Below are 13,062 nucleotides of genomic sequence, written 5' to 3' on the forward strand. Positions count from 1 at the left end.
GAAATGTCCGCGGAGACTAACTTCTCGAATGCGCGTTTCATGACTGTGGCTGAAGTAGCCGAGGTCCTGCGCGTTTCCAAAATGACTGTGTATCGCCTGGTCCACTCAGGGGAAATGCCTGCCGTCAGGTTTGGCCGTTCCTTCCGGGTGCCTGAAGAGGCCGTGGCCCAGTACCTCAAGGGTGCAGTGGTCGACGGGCAATCCGAGACCGCATGAGGGCGCCGGGGTCCGTCCCACGGACCGTGGTCACGGGGTGCCCCTTTGAAGCGGTACTCTGTTAAGGAACGTTTTACGTCAATGTAAGAATCTGTCAGTTGTACTGTCTGCTGCTAGTCCGCGGATCCGTTCCAACAGACAGGACCTTCATCTAGTTTGTAAGGAACTTTCGTGGGTTCAGTTATTAAGAAGCGCCGCAAGCGTATGGCCAAGAAGAAGCACCGCAAGCTGCTTCGCAAGACTCGCCACCAGCGCCGCAATAAGAAGTAGAGATACTTCACCAAGCGTGAATGCCCGTTGCCTTCCAAGGCGGCGGGCATTTTTGCTCTCTCACATCCCGACGCTTCTGGCGGGATGTTCTCTCACGTCGCGGCGCTTGTGGCCGGACGTTCTCTCATCTCGGGGACGCTTTTGGCCGGATGTTCTCTCACGTCGTGGCGCTTCTGGCGGGATGTTCTCTCACGTCGCGTTCTTGGCAAACCCGGATGCAACGGATGGGTCCATCCATGCAGTCCGTAGCGCCCTCTTAATCTGCCGAACGGCGTTGCCAAAGTTGTCCGCAAGGTCATCTTTTCCGAAGACAAGGACAGTCCAACCGGCTGCTCTAAACGCCTTATCCCTGCGCCGATCGCTATGCATCTGCTCCTCCTCAAGGTGATGGCCGCCGTCGTACTGGATCGCGAGGCGACGGCTCTTGAAACCCAAATCCGCTGAAGGCGAGAAGGGATCGTTCGCGCGGAGCAGCACCTGGAGCTGAGGTTCCGGCAAGTTGGCATCAAGCATGGCCAGACGGAGCAAAGTCTCTGGAGCCGAGTCGGCCCCGACGCGCATAAGGTCCAGAGCTTCCCGTGCCCGGACTACGCCTTGGCGGTTTTTGTGCCGTTCGACCATGCTGCGAAGCCCTTCGGCAGTGGCGAACGGTGTATCGCGCCCCTCAAGATTCAGCCGTGGAATGCGAATCAACTGATCTGCCACGCATACGAGGTCATGAAGGGGGAGACGACGCGCCAAGTCCAGCCATGTTCTGGCTCGAGTGCTCATCCAAATCCCTTGGACTTGCTCAATTTCTCCCTCGAAGAGCGTTTCAGTGTGCCCTATGATGCCTTTGCGCCGGACCGACGGCAGACGTCGCGGTTTGCTCAAATGCAATTCATTTGAATCCGATAGCCACGCCGGCAAGACAAAACCATGGAGCCTGGCTGCCGTTGTATGGGAGATCCAAGCGCCAGGGCTGGCTGACGAGAGGGAACGGGCAGCTGACGAGAGGTCGAAATCCCAATCCGTCGGCCGATACAAGCCCCGGCTCACAGGAACGATGCTACTGCTGCGCCAAATGTCTGAAGGATCGATTCCCGCTGCCTTGGCGTCGTTCAGGCTGAAAGGTCCCAAGAGCGGGCTGGATTGGTTGAGTAACGAGTTCTGCATACCCGCATTGTTCCTTGGAAGCCGCTAAGCGTGCAGAAGTTATCCACAGGTAGGCCAGCAGCACCAGAGGATGTGGGAGAGGAACGCTGGAAACGCGTGGGGATGTGAGGGAGGAACGCTGGAAACGCGTTGGGATGTGAGGGAGGAACGGCTAGCGGGGCCCGCGGAACTTTGAGAATCCACGCCACAGCCCATAGATGGCACCGCCCACGGTGGCCGCCTTCAGCCCCAGGGTTGCTGCACGGCGACCGGATCGGAAATCGTAGACCGGCCAGTTGTTGTCGCGGGCATGCCGGCGCAGCTTGGAGTCGGGGTTGATGACCACAGGGTGGCCCACCATAGTGAGCAGGGGGATGTCATTGGCGGAGTCGCTGTAAGCCCAGCAGTGGTCCAAGTCCAAGCCTTCTTGGTCAGCTATGAGCTGGACCGCGATGGCTTTGGCCGGGCCGTGCAGAATGTCACCGACAAGCTTGCCGGTATACATTCCGTCATGGACTTCGCCGACGGTTCCCAGCGCGCCGGTCAGGCCCAACCTTGTGGAGATGACGGTGGCAACCTCAATAGGGGTCGCCGTCACCAGCCATACCCTCCGGCCTACACGGAGGTGTTGCTCGGCGAGCGCTTTGGTTCCAGGCCAGATCCGGGACTCGATCATTTCGTCATAAACTTCTTCGCCCAGGGCTTTGATGTCCTCCACAGTGATCCCGGCGGCCAACGTCAGGGCTGAGTCGCGCACGGCATGGACGTCGTCCATGTTCTCGCCGCGCATTACAAACTTGAACTGCTTCCACGCGAAGCCAGCCGCCTGGGACAGCGTGAAGGCCTTGCGTTCGTACATCTTGCGGGCCACATGGAAGAGGCTGGCGCCCTTCATCAAAGTGTTGTCGACGTCGAAGAAAGCGGCTTCGCCGGTGTGCTGCGGAACCTTGGCGTCGGCGACCACAGCGGCGTTCTTCTCGTCGGGCATGCCTTGAGTCTAGTCAATCGCCAGGCCCCGGCGTTGAGGGCGCACGGTGGGGCTGCCCCGTGGGGATGTGCAAGAGCATCGGTGGAAACCGGTCGGGATGTGCAAGAGCGTTGGTGGAAACCGGTCGGGATGTGCAAGAGCGTTGGTGGAAACCGGTCAGGATGTGAGAGAGCATCGGGGGAAAGCGGTCAGGATGTGAGAGCGCTTTGGGGGAAACCGGTCAGGATGTGAGAGAGGGTTGGGGGGAAGGGCGGTGGATGTGAGAGAGCGTTGGGGCGGTTACCGTTGTGTCATGGCTATTCCCGACGTCGTTCTCCTCACCAAAGCTGACTGCCACCTGTGCACGGAGGCGCGTGCCGCCGTCGAGCGCGTCACCTCGGCGCTGGGTGTCCAGTGGACCGAGCAGGCAATCGACGGTAACCCGGAACTGCAGGAGCGATACGCGGAGGAAATTCCAGTGGTGCTGGTGGATGGGGTCCAGCGCGACTTTTGGAAGATCGACGAGCAGCGCTTGACCCGTACTTTGAAAAGAACCCTTGACGGCTGAGGATCAGGGGACTCTGTTACCCGGAAGTACCGGCTTTTGTTGAGTCCGGCCAAGGGCCATAGAGTGGAACAACAAGCGACGCAATGGAGAAAACCGTGACTGCGCTGGAACCGTCCCCGGGGGCAACAAGCGGGGACAACGAACCTGCCGCCAAGCAGATCCCGCCCGCGGCTGTGGCCCGGATGACCCTCTATTTGCGCGCGCTCAACTCCCTCCTGGCAGAAGGCGTGGAACGTGTGTCATCGGACGCGTTGGCCGAGGCTTCAGGCGTCAGCTCCTCCACGCTCCGCAAAGACCTCTCCTACGTCGGCTCGTACGGGACCCGCGGGGTGGGATATGAAGTCCAATACTTGAGCCGTCACATTGCCGCAGCCCTTGGCCTGACGCACGACTGGAAGGTCGCAATCGTCGGTGCCGGTAACCTCGGCAAGGCGCTGGCGCGGTACGGCGGCTTCGAATCCAGGGGTTTCGACGTCGTGGCTATTTTCGACGCAGACCCCATGGTGATCGGCAATGAGGTGGGTTGGTTGCGGGTCAGCGATTCAGCAGAACTTGAACGCGTCCTGGAACGCACACACACCAATATGGTGGTGCTGGCTTTGCCAGCCACCGTTGCCCAGGCAGTTTGCGATCGCGTCATCGCGGCCGGCATCCGCAGCATCCTGAGCTTTGCTCCAGTTCTCCTTCAGGTTCCGCCGCACGTGAACCTCCGCAAGGTGGACATGGCCACCGAGCTGCAGATCCTGGCCTACCACGCACAACGGGCGCAGACACCGGGTCAGGCTGTCTAGCCTTACCGGGTCCGCGCCCGCTGAGTTGTTATAGAAAGCTTGTCGGCTTAGCGGCCGTAAGGGTTCTGGTAAGGGTTGCCGAAAGGCTGCGGCTTGCGGAAGTACGGAGCCGACGCCGGCAGGTACAGCAGGACGATTGYGGCAACTCCCAGCAGGATCACCAAGAGCTGCAGGATGCCGTACGTGGCACCGAACTGGAACAGTCCGGCGAGGCCAAGGACAGAGATCGCCGCGAAGACGGTGCCCAGGATCCTGGCCCAGTTCTTGCCCTTGCGGACCGGGAATGCAACCAAGGCGTAGAGGCCAAGGGACACGATTGCCCCAATGATCGCGGCAACGACGATACCGCCACGCATGCCTTCCAGGGAGCCTTCGGGGAATTCAGTGCCCTGCTGTGCGGCCTGCCGGATCATCGAGTTGATGAAGGCATCCGAGCCGGTGGTGGCCAGGATCAGCGAGCTGATGGCGGACAGGATGCCCGCCGCGATGATCATCCAGAAGGAAATGTTGACCATCTGCGGAACCGTTGTGGGACCGGGCTGCTGGCTGGGCCAGTTGGTGTCCTGACCGTATTGCGGAGCCTGTTGACCGTAGGGAGAAGGCTGCTGGCCGTACGGCGACTGCTGGCCGTACTGTGGCGTCTGCTGGCCGTACTGGGGAGCCGGGGGCTGGCCATACTGTGGTGCGGCCGGGGATTGCTGGCCATACTGTGGTGCGGCCGGCTGCTGGCCATATTGGGGAGTCTGCTGACCGTACTGCGGTGCCTGCTGACCATACTGGGGCGTGGATGGCTGGCCCGGCTGCTCAGGCTTGTTGGCGTCGCCCTTGTTGGCGTCGCCCGGATTGGCGTCCCCCGCGTTGGACGGCGGGTATGGAGGGTTGCTCATGGCATTCCTTTGCTTGTGTTCGACTGCTGGTACGGCTGCCGGGATCAGCAAAAAGACCCTGCCCCCAGCCTGGTTCTGCTTCCACCGTACCTCCGGGGTCCGGTGCTGCGGATGATCACACGCAGGAATTTCCTGCTTCCGATGAAATCATCACCATGGCGTACGCCTTCATGATGAAGGCCGTGGTGGTCCGATGGACCACCACGGCCTGTGCACCTGTCAGGGCGCCTTGGAGGAGAGCCCGACGGCGGTACTTCAGCCGGGCTAGACGGCGCCCTTTACTGCCTTGAACCACAGCTGTGAGTTCGGCAACCACATCAGGACGACGGCCACAGCGCTGACCAGGAAGCCAGGCCAGTTGCCACCCAGGCCTGCCCCGGGCCCGCCGGTGTTGATGGAGCCAAAGATGGCGAGCAACAGCGAAACCGCGGCAAGGACGGTCAAGGCAAGGCGTGCCCATTCCTTGCCTTCCTTCATCTTCATGGCGAGGACAATCTGGGCGGCTGCAACAGCAAGGCTGATGATCAGGAGTACCAGAAGGAGTGCGGCGACTCCTGGCATGAAAGCGAACGCGGCGATGATGGCGAAAAGCCCGATGAGGCCAAAGAGGAGCCCCAGGAGTCCCGAGATGACCCAAATGAAGTAGGACACTTTGAGCTCGGTGGGCAGGCCCATGGTCTTGAAGAGGCCGGAGAACCCACCTTGCGGAAGGACGTCATTGAAGTTGCGGGGTCCGTCGGTCGGCATTTCGAAGTGGAAACCACCTGGCTGTCCTGGTTGCGCTGGTTGTGCCGGCTGGCCCTGTTGCGAATACTGGCCAGGTTGCGACGGCGGCTGGTAGCCCTGGGGTGGTTGGTAGCCCTGCGGCGGTTGGTAACCCGCAGGAGGAACGTTGCCGGGCTGCGGAGGCTGGGCGCCGGGCTGCTGAGGCTCTGGTGCTTCATCTGGGTTACTCATGGCATCACTTTAGACCGCAGGTTGAAGGATGCATAGGAAATTCGGAGCTACTTCGCAGCTAACTACAGGCTGTTTGCCGAATAATCGCAGGGTGACTTCTGAGCATGCGAAACGGCGCCCCCACAGCGGAACTGTGATGGGGCGCCGTTTACTCGGGACTGTCGTACAAACTCCCGTGCAAGCTGCCGTGGAGTTATGGAGCTGCTGGTGCGATGAACGCGAGTTCCAGGTTGATGACAACCTTGTCGCTGACAAGGACGCCGCCGGCCTCAAGCACGGCGTTCCAGGTCAGGCCGAAGTCCTTGCGGCTGATGGTGGTTTCGCCGGAGACGCCTGCACGGGTGTTGCCGAAGGGATCCACTGCGACGCCGTTGAATTCGGTTTCGATGGAAACTTCCTTGGTGACTCCCTTGATGGTGAGATCGCCCACAAGATCGAAGCCGTCGCCGTTTGCCTTGACGTGGCGGGATACGAAGGTGATCTCCGGGTACTTCTCCACATCGAAGAAGTCCTCGCCCTTGACGTGGCCGTCGCGGTTGACGTCGCCGGAGTCAAAGCTGGCCGTCCGGATAGTGGCGTTGACCTTCGAGTCGGTCAGCGTCTCGCCAACTTCGAGGGTGGCGTCGGCGTCCTTGAACACGCCGCGGACCTTGCTGATACCTGCGTGGCGGACGGTGAAGCCGATCTCGCTGTGGGAAGCGTCGAGGGTCCAGATGCCGGTGGTGACGTTGGCGGGAAGGGTCATCATGATGTTGCTCCTGTATGTAGTGGAAGGTACCGCTGGCTTGCCCGGTCGACTGGTTGATGCATTTACTTGAAACGTCAACCGAGCTTCGTGTCTAGTATAAACATGCATATGCATCTTTTATTCCAACTTCACGGAACATTTCTGGAAAACTTTGAGTTCTACTAGCGGTAGAAGATTTCGGATCGCCCCGCTTCTTTGAGAAACTGGTAAACATGCCCCAAGCAACTGTCCATCTGCTTCGCCATGGCGAGGTCCATAATCCCGATGGCGTCCTCTATGGCCGGCTGCCTGAATTCCATCTCTCCGAGCGGGGCCGGGAAATGGCACGCATGCTGGCTGAGCACTTTGCCGTCCGCGCAAGCGAGGGTGCCAGGATTGTCCACCTGGTCGCCTCGCCGCTGACGCGCGCCCAGGAAACGGCAATGCCCACTGCCGAGGCGCTCCATCTCGAGATCCATACGGACCCCAGGATCATCGAAGCGGAGAACCACTTCCAGGGACTTCACCCCACGCGCAGCGAATTCCTGAAGCCTAAGCACTGGCTCTATTTCCGGAACCCCCTGCGCCCGTCCTGGGGCGAGCCCTACAAAGAGCAAGCCGCGCGGGTCCTGGCTGCCGTTGAGGACGCGCGCGTCAAGGCAATCGAACTGGGTGGCGACGGCGCTGAGGCGATCCTTGTCAGCCATCAGCTTCCCATCTGGTCCACCCGTCTGTCCGCCGAGGGCCGCCGGCTGGCGCACGACCCCCGTAAGCGTGAATGCACCTTGACCTCCCTGACATCCCTGACCCTGGACGGCGACGGCAAGATTGTGCGGGTCGAATACAGCGAACCTGCTGCGGTGCTCCTTCCCGGTGCAGCAAGCACCCCGGGGGCGTAGATAGATGGATAACAACCTTTCGCGCCGCGGCGTGCTCACAGCCGGTGGTGTCCTGTTGGCAGGACTTACCATGGGCTTGTCAGCCTGCGCCCAGAAGGACTCCCTCGCAGAGCAAGCCCGAAAAGGCGATAACAAGAACTATGTAGCCGGGGATGGCTCCGTCACCGAGTTCGCCAAAGCGGACCGCGCTGCACCCGTGGCGCTCAAGGGCACACTCTTCAACGGAGACACGGTCAAGCCCGAAGACCTCAAGGGCAAGGTCACGGTCTTGAACTTCTGGTTCGCGGCCTGTGCCCCCTGCCGCGTCGAAGCGCCCCAGCTTGAAGCCCTGCACCAGGAGTTCAAGGACCAAGGCGTTCAATTCTTCGGCGTTAACCTGCGTGACGAGAAAGCCACGGCGGAGGCCTTCGACAAGACCTTCAACCTCACCTACCCGAGCTTCAACGACAAAGACGGTGCCGTGCTCCTGTCCGTGTCCGGAATCGTTCCTCCGGGTGCCGTGCCCACCACATTGGTCTTGGACAAGGAGGGCAAAGTTGCCTCCCGTGTCCTCGGTGAAATTGAGAAGAGCACTTTGAAGGCCCTCATTACGTCCGCAGTGGCTGAGTAGTACCGATGAACAGTCCTTTCGCCGAGACGATCCTGAATGGATCCTTGCTGCTTGCCGTGCCGGTTGCGCTGCTGGCCGGACTCGTCTCGTTCCTTTCGCCGTGTGTGCTGCCGCTGGTCCCCGGTTACCTTGGCTACGTCACGGGATTGACCGGCGTCGACCTCCAAAAGCAGCGCCGGGGCCGCATGCTGGCAGGTATTGGACTGTTTGTCCTTGGCTTCTCGGTAATCTTCGTCCTCCTGGGCGGTGCGTTTGGCCAACTCGGCACCCTCCTGACAGGCCCGCAGAACGCCTGGATCACCCAAGTGCTCGGCATTCTGGTCATCCTCATGGGCATCGTCTTCATGGGTGGCTTTGGTTGGCTGCAGCGTGACGCCAAAATCCATGCCAAGCCTCCGGCCGGCCTGTGGGGCGCGCCGCTCCTGGGGTTGACGTTCGGGCTGGGTTGGGCTCCATGTATCGGGCCCACATACTCCGCGGTACAGTTGCTGAGCTTGTCCGGCGGATCGTCGGCGGCAAAGGGTGCGCTTTTGGCCTTCGTTTACAGCCTTGGCCTGGGTATCCCGTTCCTCCTGATCGCCCTTGCCGTCCGGCGGGGCATGGGCGTCATGTCCTTCTTCCGGACGCACCGCCTGGCGATCCAGCGGTTTGGCGGAGGCATCCTGATTTTGCTCGGCATCCTGATGGCCACCGGCGTGTGGGGAACCTGGGTGACCGAGTTGCAGTACTGGTTCCAAACCGATGTGAAGTTGCCAATCTGATGAGCGAGTCCGTGAAAGCCAAGAAGAAGTCACCAGCCGCTGAAGGCACGACCCCAGCGGAAGGGAAACTGCAAAAGGCCAAGTCCGAGGCCGCGCTGCCCTCCCTGGGCATCCTGGGCATGCTTCGGTGGGCCTGGACCCAGTTGACGAGCATGCGGACGGCGTTGTTCCTGCTCCTCCTGTTGGCTGTGGGCGCGGTGCCGGGGTCCCTGTTCCCGCAGCGCGCAGCGAATCCTGCGGTTGTCACCCAGTACATCAAGGACAACCCCTCCTACGGGCAGCTTCTCGATGCCCTCCAGCTCTACGACGTCTACTCGTCGGCCTGGTTCTCGGCCATCTACATTCTGCTGTTCATCTCCCTGATTGGCTGCGTCACTCCCCGCGCCATAGCCCACTACAAAGCGATGAAGTCGCAGCCGCCGCGCACTCCCAAGCGCCTTTCTCGCCTGCCGGAGTACGGCACGCTCGCGCTGCCCGCCGACGCCGGGATCCCGGCGTCGAAGGCTATCAACGATGCTGCTGGACTGCTCAAGAAGCGCGGTTACCGCGTGGAGGTCAGGGACGTCGACGGCGACCTCCCGTCCTTGGGTGCCGAGCGCGGCTTCCTGAAGGAAGTCGGGAACCTGGTGTTCCACACTTCGCTGATCGGCGTGTTGGTTTCCGTGGCGATCGGCGGCCTTTTCGGGTACAGCGGCCAGCGGATCCTTGTGGAAGGTGAGACGTTCGTCAACACCCTGGTGGGTTACGACCAATTCACCCCGGGCACCAACTTCCAAAGCAGCTGGCTCCAGCCCTACTCCATTCAGTTGGACAAGTTTGAAGCCACCTTCGATCGCGAGTCGCCCAAAAAGATCGGCCAGCCCATCGACTACACGGCCGAGGTCACCACCAAGGAAAATCCGGATTCGCCGGCGAAGAAGGAAACCCTCAAGGTCAACGATCCCATCTCACTGGGTGGCACCAGCCTCTACCTCACCGGAAACGGCTACGCACCCGTGGTGACTGTCCGCGACGGCGAGGGCAACATTGCTTTCCAGGGGCCGGTCACGGCCAAGGTCCAGGGCGATAACTACTACTCATCCGTGGTCATCAAAGTGCCGGATGGCAAACCGGACCAGCTGGCGTTCCAAGGCTTCTTCCTGCCCACGGCCTTCAAGTCCGAAAATGGCATCTCCTTCAGCGCAAGTCCCGAACTCTTCAACCCACAGTTGAGCCTGGATTCCTACTACGGCGACCTCGGCCTGGACAAGGGCGTTCCCCAGAACGTGTTCGAGCTGGACGTCAGGGACCTCCAACAGCTCAATGGCCGAAAGCTCGAAGCTGGCGGAATCACACTGGCCCCGGGGATGACGAAGACACTGCCGGACGGCAAAGGCAGCATCAGCTTCGACGGCGTGAAGAAGTACATCGGCGTGGACGTCCACCACAACCCAGGGCAGCTGTACGCTTTGATTTTCGGCCTCCTGGCTGTAGCCGGCCTGGTGACTTCGCTTTACGTCAACCGCCGCCGCGTATGGGTCCGCACCGGAACTCACCAGGACGGCCGCACCATGGTGGAATACGGCCTGCTGGCCCGAGGCGAAGACCACCGACTCGCGGGCGAAGCAGCAGCCCTCCGTGAACTCTTTGCCCGGGAATGGCAGATCCCCGCTGACTCCGATACGGCACCAACCCCCACAGTCTCTTCCCCAACCTCGAAGGACCAGTAATGCCCGTCATCAACGAAACCCTGGGCCAGTACAGCGAGCTGTTCATGCTGCTGGCCGCCGGCACGTACACCGTGGCGTTCATCGCGTTTGCCTGGGACCTGGCCAAGAGCAGCAAGGCGCTGCGTGCCATCGACGCGAAGGCGGCTGCCAGCGCTCCAGCGCAGAAGGTCGCGGTGGCAGCTGGTCGCGCCAGCGGAAGGTTGGGAGGCCCCGACGCCGGTGGGCCGGCTGGCCGTGCCGAGCGTCCGACGTCGGGCTTCACCGTTGAGGGTGGCACCGCGGCCGGCGACATGAAGTACGGCGCCGAACGCCGCGTGCCCGCCCGGGTGGCTGTGGCACTCACAGTACTGGGCGTGCTCATTCATGGCGCGGGCGTTGTGACGCGTGCACTGGGCGCAGGCCGGGTGCCTTGGGGCAATATGTACGAGTTCCTCACCACCGGCGCATTCGTAGCCGTAGCGGTCTTTCTTATCGTGCTCATCCGACGTGACCTGCGGTTCCTGGGTACCTTCGTTGTCGGGCTGGCCATCATCATGCTGGTGGCTGCCTCGGTATCGTTCTGGACGCCGGTGGGCCACCTGGTCCCGGCCCTCCAGAGTTACTGGCTGATCATCCACGTCTCCATCGCGGTCATGTCCTCGGCCCTGTTTACCTTGACGTTCGCCATGTCCGCGCTGCAGTTGGTCCAGTCGTACCGGCAGAAGAACCTGGCCGCCGGCCGCGCTGACAAGCTTGGCTTCATGCGGGTGGTTCCAAACGCGCTGAGCCTGGAAAACCTGTCCTACCGCATCAATGCGATCGCTTTCATCGGCTGGACGTTCACCCTCATGTTCGGTGCCATCTGGGCTGAGAAGGCCTGGGGCAGGTTCTGGGGCTGGGACCCCAAGGAAGTGTGGACGTTCGTTATTTGGGTGGTCTACGCAGGCTACCTTCACGCACGGGCTACACGCGGTTGGACGGGAACCCGCGCAGCGTGGTTGTCGATCGTTGGCTACGCGTGCGTGATCATCAACTTCACACTCGTCAACACCGTTTTCAACGGCCTGCACTCATACTCCGGGCTCTGAGCACGACACTTTCGAGGCCGACCCCCTCGCTGGCGTTCAGCCACAGTGGGCGCGGTTAGATTTCCGTCGCGCGTCGGCGTCCGCTGAGCAACCATGCCGTGGTGGAGGGCAGGAACAAAAGGATCAGGCCTGCCGCAGCCATGACGTACTGGACGGCAAGCAGCACGGTGGACAGGACGCCCGCGCCTCCCGGGGCTACGACGTAATCTGCGGTGATTACGGTGACCACGGCGTGCAGGAGGATCAGCGGTGCAAGCAGCCACCGCGCCCAGCTGCGGCGCTTGAAGGCCACAGCCAGCAGGACCGCTTCCATCGCGACCACCAGGGCAAGCATGGCCAGGCTTCCGAGGAACACGACGGCGGTTGCACCCTCGACTGCCAGGGCGTCACCATCGGGGAGCTTGCCTGCGATAACACCCTTCAGGCGGTCGAAGTGCGAGTCGCGGGCAAAGAAACTGGTAACCACCACGGCGATCCCGGCGATGAAGCTGGCTACCCACAAAATTCTGGACAGTAGTGCTGGACCTGGTGGCCGCACGACGTCGTCAATGGGTGGATGTGCAAGAATCGGTGGCCCGCCGCTGGGGGATGCGGAAGTAAATGACTGCCGTGATCCATCAGCTTGCTGGGCCATGTTCCCTACTTCAGTTCGTCGGTGCCATGGGTATCCGGCTCGCCGCGTTTGGCATCGCCGGACTTGTATCCGGGGGCTTTATTGCCCTGGCTGCCCTCCGCGCCATCAGCACCTTTGAGCTTCCGTTCCTTGGCTTCGAGCTCTGCCTTGAGCTTCTTGAGGCGCTCTTCTTCGTCGGTGTTCCGGCGGCGGGTTTCCAGGTTGCGGAGGAACTCGGGATCATCATCCGGGGCGGTGGGGTGGCTGCGGACGGGCTGCGCCGAGGGCTTGCCGTAGGGCCGGCCGAAGATGAACCAGAGGACGGCACCCAAGAGCGGCAGGAGGATCATGACCACGATCCATGCGGGCTTGGAGATGCCTCGCGTGTACCTGCCGTCGGTTCGTATCACGTCCACAAGGGCGTAGACGAAGAAAACAAGGACGACGACGACGCCAACAACCCGGAGCATGCACCAAGTCTAGTCGCCGGAAGGCATTCACTGGACGCCCGGTTCCGGCCGTGATCAGAGTGCAACCATCCGGGCGGCTAAACTTGGATAGTGGCTTTCCTGAAGTATTCCCTCATCCGATTGGCGCTGTTCGTGCCGCTGTTCATCCTGTTCGCCTTTTTGCAGGTGGGCTGGATCCTGGCCGTGGTCTTCGCGGGACTGATCGCGTTCGCCATCAGTTACCTCTTCTTCCAGAAACAGCGCGACGCCGCCACTGCGGCCATGCGGGAACGCTTTTCCGGCCGGGCCAAGCCCATCCGCACCGCTGGCGAGGTTGAGGACGCCGAGGCAGAGGATAGCCTCGTGGAGCAGAACCCGGACATCGCCGTCAACAACGACAAACGCCCGGGTTCCAAGTAGGAAAAGGTTCCAAGTAG

17 protein-coding genes are annotated in these 13,062 nt (G+C 61.5%); 10 read left to right on the top strand and 7 right to left on the bottom strand.

Annotated elements, in window-relative coordinates:
• The first annotated feature begins 3 nt into the window (after positions 1-3).
• Together AB4Y87_RS05885 and AB4Y87_RS05890 are read left to right on the top strand one after the other, a co-directional pair.
• On the top strand, positions 4-216 hold the full coding sequence (locus AB4Y87_RS05885; protein ID WP_167263970.1) for a helix-turn-helix domain-containing protein: 213 nt from the start codon (positions 4-6) through the stop codon (positions 214-216).
• A 171-nt stretch (positions 217-387) separates the two neighbouring features.
• Positions 388-486, top strand: a complete 99-nt coding sequence (locus AB4Y87_RS05890) for a 30S ribosomal protein bS22 (protein ID WP_003792170.1) — start codon at positions 388-390, stop codon at positions 484-486.
• A gap of 189 nt (positions 487-675) precedes the next feature.
• Here AB4Y87_RS05890 and AB4Y87_RS05895 read toward each other — a convergent pair whose 3' ends face one another.
• A complete protein-coding gene (locus AB4Y87_RS05895) occupies positions 676-1,257 on the bottom strand; it encodes an endonuclease domain-containing protein (protein ID WP_442003488.1) in 582 nt (193 codons plus the stop codon).
• A 535-nt stretch (positions 1,258-1,792) separates the two neighbouring features.
• The gene (locus tag AB4Y87_RS05900) at positions 1,793-2,608 is read right to left on the bottom strand and encodes an HAD family hydrolase (protein WP_431116405.1); all 816 of its coding nucleotides are present in this window, start codon (positions 2,606-2,608) and stop codon (positions 1,793-1,795) included.
• Positions 2,609-2,900: 292 nt separating this feature from the next.
• On the opposite strand from AB4Y87_RS05900, the gene AB4Y87_RS05905 reads away from it, so the two are divergent.
• Entirely contained in the window at positions 2,901-3,155 is a 255-nt protein-coding gene (locus AB4Y87_RS05905; protein ID WP_442003489.1) for a glutaredoxin family protein, read from the top strand.
• Positions 3,156-3,238: 83 nt separating this feature from the next.
• On the top strand, positions 3,239-3,946 hold the full coding sequence (locus AB4Y87_RS05910; protein ID WP_431116402.1) for a redox-sensing transcriptional repressor Rex: 708 nt from the start codon (positions 3,239-3,241) through the stop codon (positions 3,944-3,946).
• A gap of 47 nt (positions 3,947-3,993) precedes the next feature.
• Here AB4Y87_RS05910 and AB4Y87_RS05915 read toward each other — a convergent pair whose 3' ends face one another.
• The 3 genes from AB4Y87_RS05915 to AB4Y87_RS05925 all read right to left on the bottom strand — a co-directional run bounded on the left by AB4Y87_RS05915 (position 3,994) and on the right by AB4Y87_RS05925 (position 6,535).
• A complete protein-coding gene (locus AB4Y87_RS05915) occupies positions 3,994-4,833 on the bottom strand; it encodes a hypothetical protein (protein ID WP_442003610.1) in 840 nt (279 codons plus the stop codon).
• Positions 4,834-5,097: 264 nt separating this feature from the next.
• Positions 5,098-5,790, bottom strand: a complete 693-nt coding sequence (locus AB4Y87_RS05920) for a hypothetical protein (RefSeq protein WP_442003490.1) — start codon at positions 5,788-5,790, stop codon at positions 5,098-5,100.
• Between the two features lie 193 nt (positions 5,791-5,983).
• On the bottom strand, positions 5,984-6,535 hold the full coding sequence (locus AB4Y87_RS05925) for a YceI family protein (RefSeq protein WP_442003606.1): 552 nt from the start codon (positions 6,533-6,535) through the stop codon (positions 5,984-5,986).
• 215 nt (positions 6,536-6,750) lie between these two features.
• Here AB4Y87_RS05925 and AB4Y87_RS05930 point away from each other — a divergent pair, with 215 nt between their 5' ends.
• The 5 genes from AB4Y87_RS05930 to ccsB are packed head-to-tail and all read left to right on the top strand — an operon-like array spanning position 6,751 to position 11,563.
• The gene (locus AB4Y87_RS05930) at positions 6,751-7,416 is read left to right on the top strand and encodes a histidine phosphatase family protein (protein ID WP_442003491.1); all 666 of its coding nucleotides are present in this window, start codon (positions 6,751-6,753) and stop codon (positions 7,414-7,416) included.
• A gap of 4 nt (positions 7,417-7,420) precedes the next feature.
• The gene (locus AB4Y87_RS05935; RefSeq protein WP_442003492.1) at positions 7,421-8,026 is read left to right on the top strand and encodes a TlpA family protein disulfide reductase; all 606 of its coding nucleotides are present in this window, start codon (positions 7,421-7,423) and stop codon (positions 8,024-8,026) included.
• A gap of 5 nt (positions 8,027-8,031) precedes the next feature.
• Entirely contained in the window at positions 8,032-8,787 is a 756-nt protein-coding gene (locus tag AB4Y87_RS05940) for a cytochrome c biogenesis CcdA family protein (RefSeq protein WP_431116395.1), read from the top strand.
• Positions 8,787-10,496, top strand: coding sequence for a cytochrome c biogenesis protein ResB (gene resB, locus AB4Y87_RS05945; protein WP_442003493.1), 1,710 nt, complete (start codon positions 8,787-8,789; stop codon positions 10,494-10,496). The genes AB4Y87_RS05940 and resB overlap by 1 nt, the downstream gene beginning before the upstream one ends.
• Entirely contained in the window at positions 10,496-11,563 is a 1,068-nt protein-coding gene (gene ccsB, locus AB4Y87_RS05950; protein ID WP_442003494.1) for a c-type cytochrome biogenesis protein CcsB, read from the top strand. The genes resB and ccsB overlap by 1 nt, the downstream gene beginning before the upstream one ends.
• Before the next feature lie 55 nt (positions 11,564-11,618).
• Here the strand turns inward: ccsB and AB4Y87_RS05955 are convergent, their stop codons facing one another.
• Complete coding sequence (locus AB4Y87_RS05955; RefSeq protein WP_442003495.1) at positions 11,619-12,197, bottom strand: hypothetical protein; 579 nt, start codon at positions 12,195-12,197, stop codon at positions 11,619-11,621.
• 5 nt (positions 12,198-12,202) lie between these two features.
• Positions 12,203-12,646: a PLD nuclease N-terminal domain-containing protein gene (locus tag AB4Y87_RS05960; protein WP_442003496.1), complete on the bottom strand. Its 444-nt coding sequence runs from the start codon at positions 12,644-12,646 to the stop codon at positions 12,203-12,205.
• 87 nt (positions 12,647-12,733) lie between these two features.
• Between AB4Y87_RS05960 and AB4Y87_RS05965 the strand changes: the two genes are divergently transcribed.
• Positions 12,734-13,045 carry a DUF4229 domain-containing protein gene (locus AB4Y87_RS05965; protein WP_442003607.1) on the top strand — a complete coding sequence of 104 codons (312 nt, stop codon included), beginning with the start codon at positions 12,734-12,736 and terminating at the stop codon, positions 13,043-13,045.
• Positions 13,046-13,062: the final 17 nt, after the last annotated feature.

The sequence above is a fragment of the Paenarthrobacter sp. RAF54_2 genome (assembly GCF_052113945.1).
Lineage (GTDB): Bacteria > Actinomycetota > Actinomycetes > Actinomycetales > Micrococcaceae > Arthrobacter.